The 22783-nt window shown below is 38.4% G+C and carries 18 protein-coding genes and 1 pseudogene; 9 read left to right on the forward strand and 10 right to left on the reverse strand.

Going from position 1 to position 22783, the window contains the following annotated elements; genetic code table 11:
* Window positions 1-2: 2 nt before the first annotated feature.
* Window positions 3-1271, reverse strand: coding sequence for an SUMF1/EgtB/PvdO family nonheme iron enzyme (locus H6G79_RS18105; RefSeq protein WP_242048437.1), 1269 nt, complete (start codon window positions 1269-1271; stop codon window positions 3-5).
* Window positions 1272-1305: 34 nt separating this feature from the next.
* Between H6G79_RS18105 and H6G79_RS18110 the strand changes: the two genes are divergently transcribed.
* Window positions 1306-1524 carry a hypothetical protein gene (locus H6G79_RS18110; RefSeq protein ID WP_190590770.1) on the forward strand — a complete coding sequence of 73 codons (219 nt, stop codon included), beginning with the start codon at window positions 1306-1308 and terminating at the stop codon, window positions 1522-1524.
* A 215-nt stretch (window positions 1525-1739) separates the two neighbouring features.
* Here H6G79_RS18110 and H6G79_RS18115 read toward each other — a convergent pair.
* Window positions 1740-2817 (reverse strand): annotated as a pseudogene (locus H6G79_RS18115) (IS630 family transposase).
* Between the two features lie 237 nt (window positions 2818-3054).
* Here H6G79_RS18115 and H6G79_RS18120 point away from each other — a divergent pair.
* From H6G79_RS18120 to hetI, 5 genes are all read left to right on the forward strand, one after another.
* The gene (locus H6G79_RS18120) at window positions 3055-4071 is read left to right on the forward strand and encodes a TOBE-like domain-containing protein (protein WP_190590769.1); all 1017 of its coding nucleotides are present in this window, start codon (window positions 3055-3057) and stop codon (window positions 4069-4071) included.
* 1238 nt (window positions 4072-5309) lie between these two features.
* Window positions 5310-6026, forward strand: a complete 717-nt coding sequence (locus H6G79_RS18125; protein WP_190590768.1) for a hypothetical protein — start codon at window positions 5310-5312, stop codon at window positions 6024-6026.
* A 57-nt stretch (window positions 6027-6083) separates the two neighbouring features.
* The gene (locus H6G79_RS18130) at window positions 6084-7307 is read left to right on the forward strand and encodes a hypothetical protein (RefSeq protein WP_190590767.1); all 1224 of its coding nucleotides are present in this window, start codon (window positions 6084-6086) and stop codon (window positions 7305-7307) included.
* Between the two features lie 243 nt (window positions 7308-7550).
* A complete protein-coding gene (locus H6G79_RS18135; RefSeq protein WP_190590766.1) occupies window positions 7551-7943 on the forward strand; it encodes a carboxymuconolactone decarboxylase family protein in 393 nt (130 codons plus the stop codon).
* A complete protein-coding gene (gene hetI, locus H6G79_RS18140; protein ID WP_190590765.1) occupies window positions 7924-8712 on the forward strand; it encodes a 4'-phosphopantetheinyl transferase HetI in 789 nt (262 codons plus the stop codon). The genes H6G79_RS18135 and hetI overlap by 20 nt, the downstream gene beginning before the upstream one ends.
* Before the next feature lie 2 nt (window positions 8713-8714).
* Here hetI and H6G79_RS18145 read toward each other — a convergent pair whose 3' ends face one another.
* The 4 genes from H6G79_RS18145 to H6G79_RS18160 all read right to left on the reverse strand — a co-directional run bounded on the left by H6G79_RS18145 (window position 8715) and on the right by H6G79_RS18160 (window position 13811).
* Window positions 8715-9863, reverse strand: coding sequence for a hypothetical protein (locus tag H6G79_RS18145; protein ID WP_190590764.1), 1149 nt, complete (start codon window positions 9861-9863; stop codon window positions 8715-8717).
* Between the two features lie 216 nt (window positions 9864-10079).
* Complete coding sequence (locus H6G79_RS18150) at window positions 10080-11690, reverse strand: glycosyltransferase family 39 protein (protein WP_190590763.1); 1611 nt, start codon at window positions 11688-11690, stop codon at window positions 10080-10082.
* 174 nt (window positions 11691-11864) lie between these two features.
* The gene (locus tag H6G79_RS18155) at window positions 11865-12671 is read right to left on the reverse strand and encodes a GNAT family N-acetyltransferase (protein WP_190590762.1); all 807 of its coding nucleotides are present in this window, start codon (window positions 12669-12671) and stop codon (window positions 11865-11867) included.
* A gap of 465 nt (window positions 12672-13136) precedes the next feature.
* Window positions 13137-13811, reverse strand: a complete 675-nt coding sequence (locus H6G79_RS18160; protein ID WP_190590761.1) for a cadmium resistance transporter — start codon at window positions 13809-13811, stop codon at window positions 13137-13139.
* A 23-nt stretch (window positions 13812-13834) separates the two neighbouring features.
* On the opposite strand from H6G79_RS18160, the gene H6G79_RS18165 reads away from it, so the two are divergent.
* Window positions 13835-14500: a cadmium resistance transporter gene (locus H6G79_RS18165; RefSeq protein ID WP_190590760.1), complete on the forward strand. Its 666-nt coding sequence runs from the start codon at window positions 13835-13837 to the stop codon at window positions 14498-14500.
* A 36-nt stretch (window positions 14501-14536) separates the two neighbouring features.
* Here H6G79_RS18165 and H6G79_RS18170 read toward each other — a convergent pair whose 3' ends face one another.
* Together H6G79_RS18170 and H6G79_RS18175 are read right to left on the reverse strand one after the other, a co-directional pair.
* Window positions 14537-15334 carry a sulfite exporter TauE/SafE family protein gene (locus H6G79_RS18170; RefSeq protein WP_190590759.1) on the reverse strand — a complete coding sequence of 266 codons (798 nt, stop codon included), beginning with the start codon at window positions 15332-15334 and terminating at the stop codon, window positions 14537-14539.
* A 596-nt stretch (window positions 15335-15930) separates the two neighbouring features.
* Complete coding sequence (locus H6G79_RS18175) at window positions 15931-17508, reverse strand: hypothetical protein (RefSeq protein WP_190590758.1); 1578 nt, start codon at window positions 17506-17508, stop codon at window positions 15931-15933.
* Between the two features lie 409 nt (window positions 17509-17917).
* Between H6G79_RS18175 and H6G79_RS18180 the strand changes: the two genes are divergently transcribed.
* The gene (locus H6G79_RS18180) at window positions 17918-19537 is read left to right on the forward strand and encodes a glycosyltransferase family 39 protein (RefSeq protein ID WP_190590757.1); all 1620 of its coding nucleotides are present in this window, start codon (window positions 17918-17920) and stop codon (window positions 19535-19537) included.
* Between the two features lie 376 nt (window positions 19538-19913).
* Here H6G79_RS18180 and H6G79_RS18185 read toward each other — a convergent pair whose 3' ends face one another.
* Window positions 19914-20315: a fasciclin domain-containing protein gene (locus H6G79_RS18185; protein ID WP_190590756.1), complete on the reverse strand. Its 402-nt coding sequence runs from the start codon at window positions 20313-20315 to the stop codon at window positions 19914-19916.
* Between the two features lie 750 nt (window positions 20316-21065).
* On the opposite strand from H6G79_RS18185, the gene H6G79_RS18190 reads away from it, so the two are divergent.
* Entirely contained in the window at window positions 21066-21551 is a 486-nt protein-coding gene (locus H6G79_RS18190; protein ID WP_190590755.1) for an allophycocyanin, read from the forward strand.
* A gap of 277 nt (window positions 21552-21828) precedes the next feature.
* Here the strand turns inward: H6G79_RS18190 and H6G79_RS18195 are convergent, their stop codons facing one another.
* Window positions 21829-22209, reverse strand: coding sequence for a hypothetical protein (locus tag H6G79_RS18195; protein ID WP_190590754.1), 381 nt, complete (start codon window positions 22207-22209; stop codon window positions 21829-21831).
* Window positions 22210-22783 lie beyond the last annotated feature (574 nt).

Genomic DNA, 22783 nt, shown 5'->3' on the forward strand with positions numbered 1-22783 from the left:
TTTTAGATCAAAGAACAGACAACCCGGAATCCAATTTGCTTGTCCTTTGTGGTTGCAGCTTCAGAAAAGCGAGATGTAGAACGACATAAATTTGCAGGATGACCCCAAGAACCACCACGCAAAATTCTATATTCTTCATTTCCATCATCTACCCATGCACTACCATCTAATGGTGCGTCTTGATAGTCATCGTGTTCATAATCAGCGCACCACTCCCAAACATTACCGTGCATATCGTATAAGCCAAAAGTATTAGCTGGAAAACTACCAACTTCTGTTGTACATTGGCGATTAATGCTATTTATATTGTCACTGTCACCGCAATAATTGGCTAATTTATCTGTAATTATTTGACCAAAATGGAATGGCGTTGAGGTTCTAGCACGACAAGCATATTCCCACTCAGCTTCACTGGGTAAGCGATAATGCCTTCCTGTTTTCTGCGAGAGTCGCTCACAAAACTCTAGTGCATCATACCAAGAAACTCGTTCTACAGGTAAATTCTCGCCGTTAAAACAGGATGGGTCAGGTTTGAGGTGGTGGTTTATTTTTGGGAGGTTTGCAATAGCTCTCCACTGTCTTTGGGTAATAGGATATCTACCTATAAAAAAGGGTTTTATATTAACTAAATGTTGAGGACGTTCATCTTCTTGTGATGCTTCTTCCTCTCGTGATGCACCCATTGGGAAATTACCACCTGGAATGGAAACCATTTCCAGTACAACACTATTTCCTAAATCTTCTACAAAATACTCAGCTTGTGTACTGTAACGCTTTGTTTCTTTTCCTTTATGATCTACAGTTACAACTTCAAACTCGAAAATATTAAGCTCTGAGGGTAGTCGGCTAACTTGCTTATGTGAATTAGTGTTGACTAAAAACTTTTCGGTTGGGGTTTGAGGAGAAAAATTAGACGAAATCGAAACTTGGCTTTCCTGGAGAAATTTTTGTAACTGTCGGAGAATTGCCTTTACTTCCTCGTCTATACCACCTTGGTAGGTGATGCGATCGCCAATATGAACTCCATTTCCTTTCGCAATGTTAACAATGTTATTTGCTAACTGCATCTGATTTTGACCATCAACTGTCCTCAGATATTGCCGTAGTAAATTGATATCTTTTTGATTTCGACTACCATCGAGGATACGGTCAAGTATTTTTACTAACTCATCAGACGAAGGAAACTCTGGCATAATTGGCAAATGATCTGCCAGTAGCACTGTTGCACTTGACAGAACAGCTATAATATCAGACAGTTCAAATTTCGGCAATCTTACGACTTAAAATTTCAATTCCGGTAATATTATGCTTGAAAGCGTTGTTTTTAGGTGGAAGCAGGCTTACAAAAGAATTAGCATTTCCGGTTTGTCTGCGGCAAGGTTATGCTTTAACGAGCGGCAAAGTTACGCTTTAAATCATATGTTTTGTGATTTAAAGTTTGGTTTTGCCGCAACGGCAAAGCTATGCTTGAAAACTGTAACGGCAAAATCATGCCTGAAAAATTTTGAAAAAAAATCAACGTAAATTAAGCTAATCGGCATTTAAGCTGCAACATAGTCGCTATTACCTTTATTTTTGATTTTTCGATGCCACTTAAATAATACCATTTTGGATTTTAGATTTTGCGAAAAGTTGCGTGGGCGGGTTCCCCGACTTGAGCAAACTTTTCAAGACAGATTTTGGATTGGGTAAGGGTTGATCGGTAAGCTTTTGAGCCATCAATCTGTCGCAATCATTTTTTAATTTGGTATAACTAACTCGCCTTGATTTAATAGCTCATCTAGCAGTGACTTTAATTCATCTACTGATTTAAACAGACGATGGGCAATATATTCTTTACATGAGTGCCAGACTAACTCGATAATGTTGTAATCAGGACTGTAAGCAGGTAAAAATTCTCGGACAAAATTAGGAAATTCTTCAGATATTTTAGCTAGAATATCTTTACGTTTATGAAAGCTTGCATTATCTAAAATTAAAATAATCTTCGACCCAGATTTTTCAAAATCTTCAAAACTGTTTCCTTGATTTATCCATTCTTGCTTAATTAATTCATTTAATTGTTGTAATTGCTCATAAAAAATATCTGCGTTTCCTTTTTTAACGAAAAAGCATACTCGTTTTCGGTCTAATTCTCTGATTGCTCCCATGACATTAACACGACCACAACGTCGTTGTCCTGGAACATTTTTACGTTTTCCTTTTTTACCCCAACCCTTACGCCGAATCACACGTAAACTGAACCCACTCTCATCCCAAAACCATACCTGTAAACGTTCTGGTTGTTCTCGCGCTATTAATAAATATTGAGCAAGTTTTTCTTTAAACTTCGCTCTTTCTATTGGGTTTTGTTTATCTTCTAAATCATATTTAGCCCAGATATAACTATACTTTTTTCTCTTTAATATCCTCCTCACTTGAGAACTACTTAAATCAATCCCTGTTTTCTCGGTTAAATACTTGGCTAGTCTTTCTGCTGTCCATTTCCCAAATTCGTAACCTAATTCTGATGGGTCTTGGTCAACAGTTTTTAATAATAGTTCAATATATTCAGGAGTCGCTTTTCGATAATATGCGTACTCTCTTTTATTATGTAGAGTTTCTAGATCATCTGGATCACCGTGCATACACCAATATGCTACTGTTCTGTGCGAACAGCCCAAAAACTTTGCAATTTCTTGTTGTGGTTTCCCATCATTTTGCAGCAGAATGATAAGTATTCTTTCCCTAACGTGTGGTAGCTACGCTTTCTTTTAGAGCTTCTTGTAGATTGCTGACTTGTGACGGTTTTAAAAAGTTTTTGGCTGGGGGCGGCATAGTTGCTTTTGAACGGCTTCATCTTATTATTATGCAACTTTAGTGCCGATTAGCTTACAAAATTAGCTGACACAAGAATGAGCCTTGTAGTGTTGTTGACGGCAAAGTTATGCTTCCAGTAGCGGCAAAGTTATGGGTAAAGTCACAGAATTTGAGTTAAAAATCTATGTATGATATATATGTAACACGGTAAATCTAGCAACATACCGGGGTAAGAATAGCAGAGGGACAACGGCGGTGGGCATAGTAGTTGAGAATGTATCCAAAAATTTTGGTAGTTTTAAGGCAGTTGACCAAGTTGACTTAACAGTTAAAAGTGGTTCACTGGTGGCATTGCTTGGGCCATCTGGTTCTGGTAAATCTACTTTACTGAGGCTAATTGCTGGTTTAGAAATGCCAGATAGTGGCAAAATCCTTCTGACTGGAAAAGATGCTACTTATCAAAGTGTGCAAGAGCGAAATATTGGGTTTGTGTTTCAGCATTATGCTTTGTTCAAGCACATGACTGTGCGGCAAAATATTGCTTTTGGTTTAGAAATTCGCAAAGCCCCAACTAAGAAAATTCAAGGGCGGGTAGAACAGTTACTAGAGCTAGTACAATTGGGTGGATTAGGCGATCGCTATCCTTCACAGTTATCTGGTGGTCAAAGACAACGGGTAGCATTAGCGAGAGCCTTGGCAGTCGAACCGGAGGTGTTATTGTTGGATGAACCCTTTGGTGCGCTGGATGCCAAAGTGCGGAAAGATTTACGGGCATGGTTACGCCGCCTCCATGATGAAGTTCATGTTACCACTGTTTTTGTTACCCACGACCAAGAAGAAGCAATGGAAGTGTCGGATGAGGTCGTAGTCATGAATAAAGGACGGGTGGAACAGGTAGGTACACCAGCAGAGATTTACGATAATCCCGCGTCGGCATTTGTGATGAGTTTTATCGGCCCGGTGAATGTTTTACCAAACACTTCCAGAATTTTCCAAAGCTCTGGATTTGATGCACCACACCCAGAAGTGTTTTTACGTCCCCAAGATGTCATTATTGAAAAACAAGCCAATGGTGCAACGGCATCTGCTAAAGTCAGCCGCTTAATTCATCTGGGTTGGGAAATTCAAGTAGAATTAACTTTAGATGATGGACAAGTAGTAACAGCTCATCTCACACGCGATCGCTTCAACGAATTAGAGTTAGAGCCACAACAACGGGTTTACGTCAAACCCAAAGATGCCAAATCCTTTCCGGTATATTACTCAATCTAAAGTTAAAAATTAAATAATTACTTGCAAAAGAAGGATGAAGTACATTTATCCTTCTTTTTTGCTGTTAGGACTTACGCCAGAAGGTACTCCCAAACATAAACTCTCAGGACTTACGCACCAAGATTGTCTATGAAGATTGGGTGTAAGGGTGCAAGGGTGTGTGGCTTAATACATACACCCCTGTACCCCTACACCCCTCACAAGTGTAGGTTTTTAACAGAGTGATGAGTAGCGACTCTAAAAATCACGATTTAATCAGAGTTCCACCCCCCTCACACCCTTACACCCCTACACCCTAAATCAAGGTTTTTGGGGCATAACGTAAAAAACCTACACCTGTCAGTGTACCCCTACACCCTCGCCAAAACACTTGATTTTTCGTTTTTATGCGTAACCTTGTGTATAGGTGTTCCAAACCCCCACACCCTCTTGATGCGTAACTCCTACGTGTATAAGTTATTCTTTATTTTTCTTTATACTTCTATAAGTATATACTTACTTTTCTTAATATTAACTTAAGATTTAGAGATAAAATGTCTTTAAACTTTAAGTTGCAGTGTTCAGTTTTCTAAACTTGCCTACAATTAGGCATAGATAACCTCTACCCAATGGTAGAATTTTTGAGCAAAACAATCAGGCATAATTTTTGTCTGCTTAAATAAAAATATGAATGAAACATTACACCAAGGTATCAAACATCAACCAGCTAAAATACCTAATATCACAGTTAAAAACATAACAAGAGCTTGATGTTAGGCAGATAAATCTCTGTTACTGTGACAATATCAACTCATAATCCCAAAACTTAAGTTGGAATAGTTACAACTTTTTGTTAGCCAAAATCACATAGATAACTACCACCAATCATTCTTTCTCAAATTGCCAAAAGTTAAAAAAAGAAAAATCACGAAAATCTTGCTGAGATGTTTACTGCCATTTTTATTTGTAGAAATTTTAAATTCTTGTAATCAAGAAAGCTGGATTAAAGTCAGTAGCAGACAGATATAATGTATACATTTTTAAATTATTGGTTAAGTTCTGCAAATCCGACACTGAGAAAAATTGCTACCAAAAAGCAGCTTTATGAAATCTTATAAATTGCTACAATGAAACCCCGTAGAAACCGATAAAACTTCAAAGAAAGAAAACTTACTTTGGTTCTATGATTTAAGAGCTCAACCTATATCTATTAAAAATCCCTATTATTGACACCCCAAGCAAAAATAAAAGGTAAAAATATGAAGATAATTCCAGGTTTATCTAGGTCATTTGCGCTGCAACTACTAACATTTACAGCAATAGCCACGGCGACAACCTTAAAACATAATTCGTTACCAGCTTACGCCCAAGAGGCTCCCAAAGAACCCCAACCCACAACAGAGAGGATTTGCTCTTTAGATCCTGTGGAATCTTTATTACCACCACCCCAAGCCAAAACTAGCAATTCTTTATTTTCATACCTAGCTGCTGAGGGATTTACTCAGAGCAAAGATGGTTCCTGGGTATGTTATGTCAATGACCCGAAAAAAGAAGGACGTTATTACACCTTATTTAAAGTTCAAGAGCTAAATGGAAAGCTGGTTGGCAGTTCTTTTTTAGACGGTGGGAATTTAATTGAAGGTCAAGATAACCGCACCTTAGATTTTTTTATGACGCTGATTGAGCATCATCTCAATGGTGATCAAGAAAATCGCCAAAGCATACGTAGATATTTAGAATCCTTTATCTCTTTAGTCAAAGAAGGCAAAATCAAAGCTTCCCGTCGCGGATTTTTGTTTGACCAACCCAACCGTGCTTTAGTTGTCTACCACACAGTCGGTAACGATGCAGCCGGAGAACTCAAAGGGACAGCAATTACCCTCAACATTCAAATATCTGATAAAGTCAATGCCAACTCAACCAAGAGTGCAGTACCAACTTCTGTAGGAGAGAATATCCAACCTAACCAAAAATAACACGAATGATTGAATGGCTTGTCAGTGGTGTTTCGTTTATTGACCAGGAGATGTATCTTGTTGAAATCAACTGTCAAAAGCATAGGAATTTCGTTAACGTCTTTGGCAGTAGTATTGTCTGTTTGCCAATCTGCTAACGCACAACTAAATGTAGGACAGCGTAAAATCCAAAGAGGACTGGAGCGTGAGTACCTCCAATATCAGCTAGAAAATCGTAATCTCAGCGATGCGATCGTCATCCCTAGCTGTATTGTGGGTAGTGGTACTGGCTGTAATAAAACTGGCACAGTCCTGCAACAATTACTGGCAATTAATGGTGGCCCTAGTTACTACGATTTAGTAATTCGAGCCGCCGGGGGACAGCAAAACTACCAGAATTTCGCGGCTTTTTATGGCAACAATGAAAGATTGCCAGAAATTCCGTTTGCATCGTTTTGGAAAAGACAGTCTCCATCAATTGTGGATGGTTATCAATACGTCCTCGGCCAGCCTGTGAGCCGTAGTCCGGTGGCTGGTTTGGGTGCAGTGACTAGAAACTTTGCTTGGTCACCAATATCTAGAGGTGATAATTCTCTTAGTCCCAGAGAAGGACTATTAGATTTGAAGTATTCTTTCGGGCGTGAACTCTTGGTTGAGGTATCGAAAATTCCGAATCTCCAACAGCAGATTCGTGATTTAGATTTGCCTCCTGAGATGACGCAGTTTTATTTAAATAACCTCTCGCAAGGGTTAAATGCTTTAAAAACTGGAAATGAAGAGGCACTACAAGAAAACATTTTAAGAATCTTTTCCTTTCCCTATTCACCTAACTACACAACAAGCCCTAACTATGGGCGGGTATCTCTGGACACACCAAAAGAGTTAGACAACATTGAAGGTATCCCTATAGGTGGTGAAGAACTCAACCCCGACATCGCATTATTAGAACCAGACTCATTTCCGTTAGATTTAGATACTAGCCTACCTTTTGATGATGGTACCATACCTGGAAATGATAAATTTAACCCCTTCATCTTCGCTCCTCTGTTATTGATTCCGCCGATAATCCTCCTCCTAATGGGTGGAGGAGATGATGGTAGTTCTTCTCCCCCAGTCACAATTCCTCCAGTGGTTCCACCAGTTCCACCTACTCCCAACCCAACCCCAACCCCAACCCCACCACCACCAGTCAGGGTGGATGAACCATCAACATTGACCGCTATACTATTGCTGACACCTTTGTTGGGCATACTCAGCTATAAAAAGCGCACCACCAGAACAAGGACTTGTGTGAAATCTTAAGAGTCATCTTTGATTTTTGAAAAAACTTCAATATCTTTCAGGTCGGCATTTACCAGTATTTTTTAGGTTGGTTGAGAGTTGGACTGCAAATTACCATCCCAGCTATCTTTGATTAATAAAAATCCCTCGGCAAGCTACCGAGGGATATATTAATTAGTACTTTTCACCTAAAAATATCCCACTTCCTTAGAATACCTATTCGTTTTAAGATGAGTATGCCAAAATGCCAAATCGTTGTTATTTATGACTCAGCTGATCGAATACGAAGAAGCCAGCGCCGAAGTTCGTGCAGTCTATGATGATATTCGTGCAACACGACAAACAGATTACATTAATAATTTTTGGAAAGCTTTAGCTAATCATCCGCCGACGCTACAACGTACTTGGCAGACAATTAAGGAAGTGATGACTGGCCCTGGTGAACTTGACCCACTGGTGCGCGAGTTGATTTATATTGCTGTGAGTGTGACGAATGGCTGTGATTACTGTATATCGTCCCATACGGCTGCTGCCCGTGCTAAAGGGATGAATGATGCGATGTTTGGCGAACTGCTGGCGATTGTTGGGACTGCAAATATGACTAATCGTTTGGCTAATGGTTATAAAATTCCAGTGGATGAGCAATTTCAGTCATAATGAGGAGCTTAATAGAAAAACTTTGACTGGCATTAACGATTCATGGCTACCCGCACCCGCAGATTTAACTTTATTGGCGAATGAAGTTCATATCTGGCGAATTGACCTTGATATAGTAGACTCACTACAAGAAAGTTTTGCTGTAACTTTATCTAGTGATGAACTGACTCGCGCTAACCGATTTCGTTTTGTGGAACATCGCCAGCGTTTCATTGCGGGTCGTGGTAGTTTGAGAAATATATTGAGTCGTTACTTAAAGATTGCACCACAAGAAGTAAGATTTGACTATGAACCTCGTGGTAAACCACTTTTGGCTGATGGTTTAGCAGCTAGTGGTTTGTTGTTTAATTTGTCGCATTCTCAAGATTTGGCTTTGTGTGCGGTGAATTACACAAGCAAAATTGGCATTGATTTAGAGTATATGCGTTCTGTTTCTGATTTGGAGGCTCTTGCTCAAAGGTTCTTTTTACCGCGAGAATATGAGTTAGTGCGATCGCTTCCTCCTCATCAACAACCAGAAGCATTTTTTCGTTATTGGACTTGTAAGGAAGCTTATTTAAAAGCCACAGGTGATGGAATTTCGCAGTTAGAGCAAGTAGAAATATCTCTCACACCTAAACAACCAGCTAAATTACTCACATCTGAAGACTGGAGTCTTGTGGAGTTTACACCTGCTGATAATTATCGTGCGGCTGTGGCTGTGGCGGCTTCTGGTTTGGATTTCAAATATTGGCAGTTCAACGAAAGAACTGTTAAAAAATCCTCCTAATATTACGCCACCCAATTCCAGATAGAAAAATTAAAAGCGTAAGTATAAAGTGATATGGCAAACCAAGTTAAAATTGCATATCCCCAACGATTGTGGCGAGAAAATACCAAACCTAATGCCCATGAAAGCGACACAATGCCATAAGCATAACGACTAACAGACATCAATGCTCCAGAGAAGATGATGAGTAACAAGGAACAAAAACCGTAGGTTACAGCCGTTTTACTCAACTGGTGGCGAAAATACCACAACATATAACCACCACCAAATACCATCACAACTTTAATTAAACTGTCTTTGCCCACAGCAATAGCATCAGTTAAAATGTGCCACCAACTTGGTTGCGCCCATGCTTTTTGGATATGCACAAATGCTAAAGGATCTTTGAAAGCAATGGCACAATATACACTAAATGAAATTAATCCTAATGGGACACAAAGTCCGGCAAGATAAGCACTTAATGGTTTCTTTTCTTGCCAAGCAAGCAAAATAAAATTAGGTAATAATGTAATTCCTGTGGCGCGAGTTGCACTAGCCAAAGCCCCACAAATAGCAGCCCAAACATATTGACGATTATCGAATGCTCGCAAGGCTGCCGTAGTCAACAATAAAAATAAACCTTCAGTATAAATAACTGTGCCGTATAAAGAAAACGGACACCAAATCATCACAGCAGTTGACCATTTTGCCACATAACTTCCATGACGTTCTTTGACCCAAGAATATAACAGTAACAATGCCCCTAAAAAAGCAAAATTATTTACTAATGTACCCGCCACTTCAAAGGGTAAACCCAACACCATTAACCCACGACTAATTAAGGGAAATAAAGGATAAAAAGCAATAGGATATTGATTGCCATCTCTAGCATAGCTATAACCTTCAACAGCTATTTTGCGATACCACTTGCCATCCCAATGAGAAAATAATTCCCAACCTGGTTGCGGAAAAAAACCAGGATTATAGTCTAGGGGATATGGAGGTTGCCAGTATGGATGCACAGGTGATGTGTGTATTAAAGGAGCAACAACTTGCATAGCAATAATAATTACAAGTCTGCTCACGAGCCACATTAAAATTATAAAAAGATAGTCATTTATGGGGAGATTAATATTTTTAAATAGTATTGGTTGTTTAATTAGTTTTTTCATATAGGAATCATATTTGATTTTTGAAATATATGTAGGATGTATTAGCGACGGTGTAATACATCTACAGCAAATTTTTCGGTGCGTTACGGCTTACGCCTAACACACCCTACTGACTTGCATTTTGGATGACACTTCGCTATATTTTCGTCAACAAGTTTAGTGCCTAACTCACTATCATAATATTACTTAAGATTGAATGGTTGGCAAAATCAGACTTTAGGGAGATTTACGAGGTTGGCGTAATTCCCAGAGTGAGTAATACTCATCTCGATAAACAAGATTTATTTTAGCTTGGTTCTGAGTCGCTAATTTTTGTCGCCAAGTATCAGCAATATTGAGTAGGAAAACTTGGGTATAGCCGTCGGGAATTTTGGGAATAATTTGATTTTTCACCAACTTTAATCGGACAGTTGGATCTAAAAGATAACTCAAAGAAAAGATATTCCCATAATTAATCCCTTCCCCATCACTAATTAATAATGAACGGGAAGAACGATGAATAATTTGAGCAACTTGAAAGTTATCATAACTCACGCCTTTATTCCACCAAGTGCCAGCTTGATAATATACCCGCGCCGAAACTAGTCCAGTAACAATCAGCAGTGATAAAATGATTTGCCAAATTCTGCGTCTTGCTAAACCACCGTTATGAATTTGTGTAGCTAACAAATAAGCAACAGCAATTTGAATACCTAAATAAGCCGGGAAAAAATATGGCTCAGAACCTATCTCGATGCCACCAGAGTTTAAGGCTGATAAAATTAATGGTAATGATGGTACTAACATCAAAATTACAATAAATAGCCAAGTTTGATAGTTAGCAGTCAGACAGAGAAAGGCAATTGCACATCCGACTAAAATTACCAAAAGTCCTAAAATTAGATAACTGTAATTGTTATCTAACATCATATCTAAATCAAAAAATATTCTTCTGAACTGTGTTAGTAAGAATGGGAATACAGGCTGTGATGGTAATTGGCTATTTACTTCATTATTTGAGATTAAGAACTGCAAAAATTTGGCTAATCCAATAATTAGCCAAGGAATAAATGCAAAAAAGGCGACAACTGAAGCTGAGAGGTAAGCTAAAAAAGCTTTATTGAAGCGAAATCCGGCAATTGTGATCACATAAATTCCATGTGCGATCGCAACCAATATACTCCATATACAGGTGTAGAGGCTTAATACTAAAGTGACTGTATAAAGACTCCAATGAGAAAACTGATCTGGTGTTGATTTATCTCCAGATATTGACTCTAGTCGTAAAGCGCGGATGAGTGCAGCACTGTTAATGATAATAGTGACAAACCACAGAATATATTCTTGGGCTTCTGTGCCATATATTAGATAAACTGGAGAAACTGCGGCAAGTGCGATCGCAATCCCAGATACTGATAAGGATACAGGAAATAATTCCCGACATAACCAATAAATAGCCGGAAATACTAACAAGCTAATACAAGCTGATAAACTGCGAATCGATGTAATTGAATTACCAAAAATCTCTAGCCAAAATCGCGCGATCGCAAAATAAAGTGGTGTACGTTGCGGATTTTCTTTCGCTAAAGACATAATTGTATCACTCAGTCCTTTTTGGGAATTCACACCTTGGAACTGAGTTAAACTCTCTGGAGAAATTACACGATTATTAAATAATTGCTGCTTGACTTCCGCAACTGTATAGCCAGAAATTCGCAATGATGTATATGTTTCATCATGAGAATAAACTTTGCTATCTAGATTAAAAAAGCGGAACAATACAGCCATCACCAGCAAAACAATAATTAAAAACCGCAACCAACTTGGCATGATGGTGTTCTGCTGCATAGTTACATAAATTATATAGGAATCCGATTTGATTTCTGAATCTAGTTGTGTAGGCAGGGAGTAGGGAATGGGGAGTAGGGAGTAGGAAAGAAGCTTGACCTGAGTGTCCTGATTTTTTTCATAAATCAAATATGAGTCTTATAGGGAGATGAAAGATGGCGGACACTAGTAAAATTATTTATTTTTCAAACACTTGGGTAAATGCCATTTTGTAAAATTTTCTAGATTAGAAATAGTCAAAAAATCAATTGTTTTAAACTGTCGATCAATAGCTGGTAAACTACATATTTTAGCCCCGATACTTAAATAAGCTTGTAAAATCTTGGGAATTTCTACTTGACATTTATCTAAATTAGGTGGCGTAATTTCTAACTTGTATGGCGAATTGGGAGATACTAAAATACTTGAATGCGTGAAATTGTTTTTTTGAAAAAAATGATATGCACAAGCAGCTTGTCTCGCAGATTGTGTGAGTAATGAAGCACAACCAAAAAAATATTTATTCTTACTCCAGATGAGATAATTTGCTAGTCCTTCCCACAGTAATAACAAGGCTTGAGTGTGACGAAATTCTTTAGCAATACACGCACGTCCAACTTCTACCGATGTTTGCAGTATATGTTCAGGAATTGTGCTGAGATTAAACACATCAGCTGCATCAAAACCTAAACCTTGAGATGCCATTTGATAAGTTTGCATCCGATAAGTGCCAATTGTTTGACCAGTTTGTTTGGAAATCAACATTAAATGATGACAAACTTCATCAAATTTATCCCTATCCATCTGGGTGAGGCTAGAACTAGAAAATCCCAAGCCTAATTCCAGATTAAAGACTTCAAACCGCAAGCGGAAGATAGATTCTAATTCTTCTTCAGTTGCAGCCAGTCGCAAAATATACTTGTCGGTTTGAAGGACTGGAAAATCTGTCCAAGCAGAAGAAAGATTGCGTGAATAATGAATGTTGCGGTAAGAAATTTCCATCTGTCTTCCAACTGAGATGTGCGGAGATATCCTAGTCAATTCACACGCTTTACCCAAACATTCGATGCACTATCATACCAAAGCGTTACAGGCGTGATTTTCTAGGATATATTTCCAGAAAGGTCTTTTGATAAATCTTGACTTAGTAGCGTGTCAGGTTTATCGGAGAATTATCACTAAACCTCTTCTGAAAACAGTATTGATTTTCCCCATTTCATCAACAAATCCTCTCCCCGTCATGATTTGAGAAGTTAGTAGAGTCACCAGAGTGAGAAATGAGTGCTTTTATTATGCCTTTGAGTTAAAGAAAAATCTGGCAATAAGATACAAATTTTACGAATACATGAATTAATTTTGTTGTCAATAGACAATTTTCAGATTATGTAGTGTTTTTTGGTTAAATGTTATACAAAGTGGTTATGAATTCATCCTTTATACCCTATCTGATGAGCCAAATTAACTGGCTTAGTCATTTCGCATCAATACTACTAAGCAGCAACAACTTGCAGCTAATTTGATTAAACTTAAAGCTCCAGTTTTTAAGACAATAAAAGCACCCAAACCGATTAAAATAAAAGGTACAAGCTGATTAATGTAGCGAGTTAAAATATCTGCGATCGCCTTTTGATCAGCTAACCTATAAGCAACGTAGCATAAAACACCCAACAATAAAAAAAATACCCCAATAATTATCCAAAAGCTAGTTAAATTACTACTAGCAAACAGTGGAATATACACACTAATATTATCACTGCCATTAGCAATAGTTACTGCCGCAACACTATAAGTCTGGGGAGCGATAAAACTAATAGTATCTCTTCCTGAAGACGTGAAATTTTCTGCTACCAACTCTTCTTGATTGTCATCTTCTGGATTAATCAAATTACTAATACCGATAGCGATGGGAATCAAGCCTAACAATCCCAACCAGTTAGCACCTAAAACAAAACCACCAAATAAACCAGATAAACTTAAAATGACTAGGACAGTAAAACCTAAATACTGTCCTACAAAAATATGTTGCGGTCGAAAATCAGTATTGATTTGCGAAAAAAAAAGTAGCAAAATCACAATATCATCAATATTAGTGGCGCTAAAGGCAACAACACCTGTACTAATTGCACTAATTAAATCATCCATTTGCTAGAGGCTGAAACTTGGGTATGAATAATTTAGCTACATCTTTTTTTGAAGGCATCATTGCTTTCTCTGCTACTAATATTGATGACATCATAGTTCTACTACTACTATTCTCTCAGGTAGGTGGTAAATTTCGACGGCGGCATATTATATTTGGTCAATATCTTGGGTTTTTAGCTATCATCATTGCCAGCTTACCAGGGTTTTTTGGGGGTTTAGTTGTGCAGCGTGAATGGATAGGATTACTCGGAATCTTACCAATTGCGATCGGTGTGATGCAATTGCTCAACCGAGAACAAGAAACTATCGCCATTCAAGAAGTAAACACTGATTTTAAACAGCATTCACCAGTTAATTCATTATTATCTTTAATTTTGAGTATTTTGCATCCCCAAACTTATAAAGTTGCCGCAGTCACAATTGCTAATGGAGGGGATAATATTAGTATTTATATTCCCTTATTTGCTGGTCAAACCTTTGCCAGTTTGGGAGTAATTTTAAGTGTATTTTTAATTATGGTTGGTGTTTGGTGTACTGTTGCGTATTTTTTGAGCCAACACACTACCATTGCTTATCTTTTAAGTCGCTACGGTAAAATTATTGTGCCTTTTGTCTTAATTGGCTTAGGTTTATTCATTATGTACGAAAGAGGTACATTCAACTTACTACCTTGGGTCAATAGTCAATAGTTTATTTGATGATGAACACTAGCCTCTAGTCTTTCACTAAGCTTGATAAACTAACTTCCAACTTACCATCATCAAGATTGCATAGATAATAAATCGCAGTGGGCGTTGTGGCGCTATTTGACAGATTTTTGCACCCAACAATACTCCCGGAACGGAACCTAACCATATCGGTAACACCAAATTCCAATTAACTGTGCCTAAGCTGAGGTGTCCTAGGGAGGTAAACAATAATAAAATTGCAGCTTGCGAAATATCTGTCCCTACTAACTTACGTGCATCAAGGCGGAAAAAGGCTATGAGTACCAAGGCAAACATCGAACCAGAAGAAACACTCGTTAGTCCAACCAAACAGCCTAAAACTGACCCCAAAAGTATGGTGTAGAAACGACCTAAATGAGTAGTTAAGTCGATTTTTGGTAGTTCTGGTAAACTGAATTTAGGAAAAAATGTCAAAAGTAACAGTTGTACCAACGCTAGTACAGTAATGAGTAAAATTGTCCCCCCTAGCAAGCGCAGCAAAATACTGTCTAGGTTATATTCTCCAGCGTGCTTGATATAGTGCAGTATCCCCACACCCAACATTGAACCCGGAACACTACCCAAAGCCAGCCACTTGACTACTTCAGCGTCTAAGGTTTGTTGTTGCCAATGCTTAATGCTGCCAACTACCTTCATTAAGGTGGCGGCTACAACATCAGAACTGACAGCAATTGATGGCGGAACTTGAAAAACAAATATCAACATTGGGGTGATGAGAGAAGCTCCACCAATTCCTGTTAAGCCAACGACAATGCCCACCAAGAAGCTTAATAGTGGCAATAATAAATAATCCATACTCCTTCCAAAAATGCGGGTTTCTCGTACAGTCAAATCTGTCTACAGCAAAGCAGGAAAAACTACCGCCAAGTGCTAGGGGAAGCTCTTGGTGGTAAGAGATGATCCTTGTTGAAGATGAAGAACAGTTTTTTTACAGTGCTTTTAGCAAAAGAACTATAAGCCGACTGGTTTACCGTATTTTACCTATAAATAGGACAAAACGTCTAGCCTAATCTGACTGGATCAGGACTTACGCAGCAAAAATATCTGTGGGAATTGGGTATGGGGTTTTGAATACTTACACCCTTACACCCTCATACCCCTGCACCCTGTTCTAAAACCTTATTTTTTCGTTTTTTTGCGTAAGTCCTATGGATGTAGCGAAAAGACCAGATGTACTACGGCTAGATTTATAATTACCAAAATTATTGGTATTATGTCTGTCCAATTCTCACCAATGTGAGGGGAATTTATGTTTTTTAAATACTTTTTGTCAGGGATTTTGATAGGGGTGTAAGGGTTTAAGGGTTTAGAGGTGTAAGCGGAATGTCGAAAACCTAAACCTTTCCGTACCCCAAACCTTTAATTTTTCGTCTTAAGGCGTAAATCCTAATTTATTCACGATTAGGAACTGCGGGTTTTTTCCCGGAATTACGCACATTGACAACCTTACTCAGTAAGTCGAACCAAAAAGGCGCACCCATTGAAATGGCAATTCCACTGACAAACCAGCCAGCCAGCATTGTTAAATAGTGTTGGATGAAGGCGATTGTAAATTGATTATTTCTAGTGGCTTTTGGTAGTTGTTGGTCGAGGTTGACTTGGTTCCAGCCAATTGGGAGAGAAATATCTGTCAAAACTTGGTCGGTTGCTTCTTTGAGTTGTTTTAAATCTTGAGCGTTATTAGTTTCGACTATTTGACCGGCACTATTGACAATTGCTGTGCGAATTGCGGTATCTTTCGATAATCTGCTGACAATATGGAATGTATCTGCATTGGCAATAATAGCGATCGCAAAACCAATTAGCAACGCCACACCTTTGGCATTCCGCTTATAAACACCAGAGGCGCGTTCCATTGAGTTATTAAAGGTTTGCTCAATTTCGCGGCGTAATATATTAACGCCATCCTCTGTTGATTTGGCTTTCAGTTGAGCGCGTTTAGCTAATGTCGCCATATTACCCACCACGGAGGGCGGTAGTTTTTGACTAAACTGTTCTAATCTTTGGCTGAGATATTGAAATGTTTGGTATGCTTCGCTATCTTGATCTTGAAACTCCTTGATAAACTCTTGCTGGACTTCACTACCAACACTAATTAACTGCACAACTTCGTTAATCCCAGGGCGTAATCCTTTTAAACAAATTGTCTGTTCAATATCATCAAAAGTATCTGCTCTTAAAACTTTTAACCGCCCAAGAGCATTATTTAATAATTCATGTTCTGGCATATCAGCAGCAAAACATCCAATGTATCTATCTACACTTTTAGCCATACGACTCAGGCTTGTAGATAAATCTATTTTATCTTTCTGGAAATCAGCAATAATGAGTTTAAAACTTTCCGCTACAGTTTGATTAAATTCATCACGAGTATTTGCTAAAAACTCTTGAATATGAGCATCTGTATGATCTATCCTCGCTTCTATCCGAGATAAGATAATTTCAAATTCTGCTAACTGCTGATGTGTAAAATTTATCAGTCTTGATTCTGTTAACTTTTGGACGAGCTTAGGTAAGCCTAATGTGTCCATCAAGGTTGTCGCAAAGGTTTCCGCCGGGATGTAAGAAGGCGCACTATGTTTTTGCTTTCTTGCTTCGTCTTTGCCATTTCTGAGATACCCAAAAATACTTTTAGTTCTCTTTTCCCCTGGCAGAGAAATCTTATTCAGAATAGAGGATAATAACCAAATAAACTTCCGTGGTAAGGTTGTTAAAAATCCTTTAGCTTCTTGGTTAACACTTTGCAGCAACGGATGATTATATATGTCGTTTACCAGTTGAATAACATTATCATCATCTGATTTGCTGACATCACCTGCAATCAGAATTTCAATTGATTTTTTTAAGTGAACAGCCCGCCATTGTAATACTGTTGTCAGTAGTTCCTGGATTTCTGAAGCCAATAAACTTAATATTAAGTAAATAAATACTAATCCAATTGTTATATCTAGTATAAAAGGTAGACTCATCGATTGTTTCCCAACAAATAATACACACCTGGTTGGTAACAGTTGTATCATTTTTAGCAATCAATGAGTGTTAAATAAAATGAAAAAAAATAGTAGGGTTGCTCAAAAAATTTATCGCTAATCAGAGAAAATTGAGTTAACCTGGGAATCTAGTAATTGTAAAGACAAATGTTGTAACAGGGTGCAACATTAGAGATGCGCTTTGGTCTCTATGCAATACAAAGTGCTGAGTTGAAAGTGCTGAGTGCTGAGTTGAAAAACCATCCACGTTAGCATGAAGGCGCTAGTTCCAGTGAAATTGAAATGCTGCATAGGTCAATGAGTACTTTTTCTTGACTCAGTAAGCAACGTACTGACTCCTCAGCACTAAGTAAAGTCAAACTAGCAAGTAAAATGATGATCGTAGAATATGCAACAAGGAAGCTTTATTTGGGGTCATCGAGAAAAGCAGCATCGGGCGCTGGAAAAATGGATTGATTGGGTTTGGATATTAGTATTGCTGTTGGCGGCAGTGCTATTATTTAGTATCAATCTGGGAAACTTACCGTTGCGAGATTGGGATGAAGGAACGATCGCTCAAGTTTCCCGTGAAATTTGGAATGCACCCGCAGGTTCTCTACGTTGGCTTTATCCCACTTTAGGCGGCGAACCCTACTATAACAAGCCACCTCTAGCCCATTGGTTAATTGCGGGAACTTACGCTGTTGTCGGCGTGAATGAGTGGACAACACGTTTGCCCGGAGCAATTTTAACAGCTTTGTCTGTGCCTTTGCTTTACTGCATTGGTCGAGAAATCTTTCGTCAACGTTGGGCGGCGGTTTACAGTGCTTTAATTTATCTGACAATGCTGCCTGTGGTACGTTATGGCAGATTAGCAATGAGTGATGGCGTGTTAGTCTGCTTTTTGCTAGTGATGATGCTGTGTGTATTGCGATCGCGCCGTGATTTACGCTATTGCTTGGGCGTGGGGATTAGTTTTGGCTTGATTTGCCTCACACAAGGGTTTTTCGGCATTTTTCTGGGTGCGATCGCTATGATATTTTTATTTTGGGATACCCCCAGATTGCTCACAAGTTACTATTTCTGGACAGGTATCTTAATCGGAATTTTGCCGACTGTAGGTTGGTATGTCGCCCAAATCTCGCACTATGGTTATGCTGTGGTGAAAGTAGGCTTACAAAATCAATCTCGTAGCCAAGTTGATACATTTCTCATCAATAGTTATCAAGTACCTTGGTATTACATGATTGAGCTTTTGAAGTGGACATGGCCTTGGTTACTATTTGTACCCCAAACTTGGCGTTATGTTTGGGAAAATCGCAACCTGAGTTGGGCGAAATTAATTCAGGTATGGTGTGGCTTTTATTTGGTTAGTATTTCTTTGTTAGATACCAAATTACCTTGGTATATCTTGCCAATATACCCGGCTTTAGCTTTAGCCTTTGGGGCGCTATTAGCTGAGACAGAAAACTTACCTTTATTGTCATCTTATCCCCGCAGTTGGGTAGTGGGATTGTCTGTACTGGCGGTTCTGGCTTCTGCTAGTAGTATGTATTTTAGTTGGGGTATACCGCCCAAAACAGATTTACAACTGATTTTTGCCGCAGTTGCAATCACGATGATTTTGGCAGCAATTTTAGCAGAACGTGGTGATGGGCAATTTTTAAAGATTTTATTTTGGGGAAGTTATATTGCATTATTTTTATTAGTGAAATCTAACTATTGGGCTTGGGAATTATCCGAAGCTTATCCAGTTAAACCAGTGGCGACGATGATAGCCCGTGTGAATCCTGCTGTCAAAAAGATTTATACATCTTTTCCTCACCATCGTTCGTCTTTAGATTTTTACAGCGATCGCACTATTATTCCAGCTAAGGCTGACGAACTGCAATATTATTGGCAATACAGTAGCAAACCCTACTTTTTACTCAATGCTGCCGCACTAAATAACCTCCAGTTAGAATCCATGAAAATCATTGATCAAGCTGAAGGTTGGAAATTAGTGACAAAAGAAACTCCTCGTTTATAAGGCAATACAGTTCAGTTAAGGTAACAACTTAGACTGGTGTAGATTGGGTGGAGGAACAGAACCCAACATTCACGCATACTTTGTTGGGTGACACTATCGCTACCCCCAACCTACTATTCTAAATAGGAGATTTAACGGTTTTCAACTAGTGGGTGATTCAGACCCGCCATTAATTGATTCTGACTCCTGAATTCTGAATTCTGACTTCTGCTTCATTCTACTTCTTCACAGTTCCTAATATTCAATGCCTGACTCATGCTGACAATATAATGATGTATAAAAACTCCACATAAAATATATCTCAAATTATGAGGGGTAGTGACATCAATAAATAGTCACTACCCCTCACATTCAGCATTACTATCTAAGCATTTACTTAGGCAGGAAGCAATACAGTATCAATAATGTGAATGACACCATTATCAGCATCAACATCTGCTGTGGCAACAGTGGCATCATTGACTTTGACACCATGAGAAGCATCAATTTTCACATCAGAACCTTCAATTGTAGTAGCTGATTTCAGCTTAACTACTTCACCTGAAAGTACCTTGCCGGAAACGACATGGTAAGTCAGAATTTTCGTAAGTTTTGGAATGTCTTTAAGTAATTTATCTACTGTGCCTTCTGGTAGTTTAGCAAATGCTTCATCAGTAGGTGCAAAAACAGTAAATGGCCCAGCACCTTTGAGAGTATCTACCAAATTGGCAGCTTTGATTGCTGCAACTAGGGTATTGAAAGAACCAGCCTGAACGGCGGTGTCAATTATGTCAGCCAAGGTTTTTACCTAGTTTGTGTAATCTACTCATCACTATAGCCTACTTTAGAAAAAATAGTATTTCTTGCTACAGATTTGTCTAAATAAAAAATAGCCTCATTACTGGATGTTTTTTATACAAAAAAACTAATTTTATTTTTCACTTGCCTACCTAATTAATACCAAGAAATCTAATCTGTAAAAAGTAAAACATAACTGCTATACTAAACGGGTAGGCTGAAACATAGCCTACATAATATAGTGTAAAAATCAGCAATCACATTAAGAGGATTACACCCGATTTTTGAGATAATATTCTTCGTAAAAAGCTAGAATATTTTGGTATACAAGCCTCATTAGATACATTTTTAGGTATCAATTTTTATGATAAAAGACTGCGAAACCTAAATTGTGGCAACCAAAATATGTCTAAAGTAATACAAATAAATGTCGAGAAAAATTGAAGACAATAAATATAATTGTCATTCAAATTAAAGAGGCAAAATTACTTAATTGACTAATTCATATTCAGAATTTAAGCTCTGCAAATTTTTTCCATGATTTCGGTGAATTATTAGACCTCTTACACAAATAGTTGAACAGTTATTTATTTGCATTCTTCTTTGCGCCTACCCTTCGGGAACGCCAAGGGCGAAGGCGTGAGCTTTTAAATAATATGGTTGGCAACACCAAAGGATTCATGCAAGAGGTCTATTGAACTTAGGCAAACGAAAAAGTCGGTTTTTCTGAATTTTTTAAAGGAGTCTCTTCATGAGCCTGATCGTCAAGTCAATTCTCAATGCAGATGCAGAAGTTCGCTATCTTAACCCCGGAGAACTAGCGTCTATTAAAAGCTTTATCAAGAGTGGTGAGCGCCGTCTACGGGTGATTCAAGATTTAACGGCAAATCGCGATCGCATAGTTAAGCAAGCTGGAAATCAACTGTTTCAAAAACGTCCAGATATTGTCTCACCTGGTGGTAACGCTTACGGTCAAGAAATGACTGCTACTTGCCTGCGGGATATGGATTATTACCTGCGGTTGATCACTTACAGTATCATTGCTGGTGATAGCACACCTATCCAAGAGGTTGGGGTGATAGGCGCTCGTGAAATGTATCGGTCTCTGGGTACTCCCATTGAAGCGGTAGTAGAAGGTATTCGTGGAATGAAGAATACCACTATCTCGATGATGTCAGTAGAAGATTCTCAAGAAGTCAGTGGGTACTTTGACTACCTCATCGCTAGTCTTCAGTAGTTGATAGTTGCAACTGTTACTTGAGTTAACACTACAGAGGAAATTAATGATGTCGAAGCAAAAAAAAGGTAATAGAGAAGTCAAAAAACAAAAAAAAGATCCTCAGAAAAAAAAAGAGAAAAAAGACCCGAATAGATATGATGGTTTAACTAAATCATGATATCTAGCAATATTAGTTGATTGTCCAAATTAAGTGATTTATATACCCCACGGCTTTAAGCCGTGGGGTATCTTTTTGATCAGGTGAGTAATTAAACTTATAGCCTAATTAGCATTCCTAATCCAACTTCCTTTCTTGAAGCCTTTCGTTTTTCGGCAATGCCAACTCATCATGGTTGGTGTTTTGCTGCATAATGGCGATCGCGCTGAATAAAACTGCACCGCCAAGTGCTAGAGTAAGCAAAGGTCGTCTTAGCGGCAGAAAATCCCGAATAATTCTTGCCAAGGGGCTACTTTGGCGACGCAATGCCGAAGCTAAAAGTATATGCTTAAAAGTAAAAGGATCGCGGACATAATGACCACTACGACAGACAACTAATCTTTCCTGGCAATAGGGACAGGTAAATAAACCTATGTAAGCCTTGATTGGTTTGGGTCTAGCATTTCTTTGGCAAATTGGGCAAGTAACATAATGATTATCAAATATGGGTGTGTTCATTTACCTTGTCCGCCTAGTCCATCTACTTGCTCGATAAAGATAGGTATATTGAATTTGTGAGTAACGCACAGTAGCCTTACTAGTCGAGTATGACGGACTGAAGCCAGTGATTTGGGATTGACTCTGAACACGGGGTGCAGAAGTTGAAGATTTTGGATACATTCTGCCTGCTAGTGACGACAGATGAACCAAAAACATCTAAAATCGGCAATCTCAAATCGAAAATCGGCACAGTCAATCATCCTTTAAGTGTTCTACTAGGGATAACTCAATGGTCGCAACACGAGTATAGCTAGATTTGAGTGAGGATGACTGCTGTTTGCTGCTCACTTATGGTAAATCTACTCAATACCTTAATAATGTATTTTATCGGCAGAAAATTGCGAAACTGCTAATTTGTACCATACCAGCGATCGCTGGCCATTGAATATTAATTTTCTCTCATCTGACTGTTCTCCTAGAAAACTTCACCCAATATATTTTTTTAATCAAAGCTTTATAAAAAGGAGTCAGAAAACAGAAAACAGAATTCAGAATACTCTACCCGCAAAGGGAGAGAGTTTTAATTACGTAA

It is taken from the genome of Anabaena sp. FACHB-83, from assembly GCF_014697485.1.
Classification (GTDB): Bacteria; Cyanobacteriota; Cyanobacteriia; order Cyanobacteriales; family Nostocaceae; genus Nostoc_B.

Bases quoted from the DNA above. Each gene is read 5' to 3' on its own strand.
- H6G79_RS18180 (WP_190590757.1), top strand. From the start codon at position 17,918: ATGCAACAAGGAAGCTTTATTTGGGGTCATCGAGAAAAGCAGCATCGG.
- H6G79_RS18155 (WP_190590762.1), bottom strand. From the start codon at position 12,671: ATGGAAATTTCTTACCGCAACATTCATTATTCACGCAATCTTTCTTCT.
- H6G79_RS18150 (WP_190590763.1), bottom strand. From the start codon at position 11,690: ATGCAGCAGAACACCATCATGCCAAGTTGGTTGCGGTTTTTAATTATT.
- hetI (WP_190590765.1), top strand. From the start codon at position 7,924: ATGAGCAATTTCAGTCATAATGAGGAGCTTAATAGAAAAACTTTGACT.
- H6G79_RS18195 (WP_190590754.1), bottom strand. From the start codon at position 22,209: ATGAACACACCCATATTTGATAATCATTATGTTACTTGCCCAATTTGC.
- H6G79_RS18170 (WP_190590759.1), bottom strand. From the start codon at position 15,334: ATGGATTATTTATTATTGCCACTATTAAGCTTCTTGGTGGGCATTGTC.
- H6G79_RS18175 (WP_190590758.1), bottom strand. From the start codon at position 17,508: ATGAGTCTACCTTTTATACTAGATATAACAATTGGATTAGTATTTATT.
- H6G79_RS18190 (WP_190590755.1), top strand. From the start codon at position 21,066: ATGAGCCTGATCGTCAAGTCAATTCTCAATGCAGATGCAGAAGTTCGC.
- H6G79_RS18110 (WP_190590770.1), top strand. From the start codon at position 1,306: ATGCTTGAAAGCGTTGTTTTTAGGTGGAAGCAGGCTTACAAAAGAATT.
- H6G79_RS18135 (WP_190590766.1), top strand. From the start codon at position 7,551: ATGACTCAGCTGATCGAATACGAAGAAGCCAGCGCCGAAGTTCGTGCA.
- H6G79_RS18160 (WP_190590761.1), bottom strand. From the start codon at position 13,811: ATGGATGATTTAATTAGTGCAATTAGTACAGGTGTTGTTGCCTTTAGC.
- H6G79_RS18165 (WP_190590760.1), top strand. From the start codon at position 13,835: ATGAATAATTTAGCTACATCTTTTTTTGAAGGCATCATTGCTTTCTCT.
- H6G79_RS18125 (WP_190590768.1), top strand. From the start codon at position 5,310: ATGAAGATAATTCCAGGTTTATCTAGGTCATTTGCGCTGCAACTACTA.
- H6G79_RS18145 (WP_190590764.1), bottom strand. From the start codon at position 9,863: ATGAAAAAACTAATTAAACAACCAATACTATTTAAAAATATTAATCTC.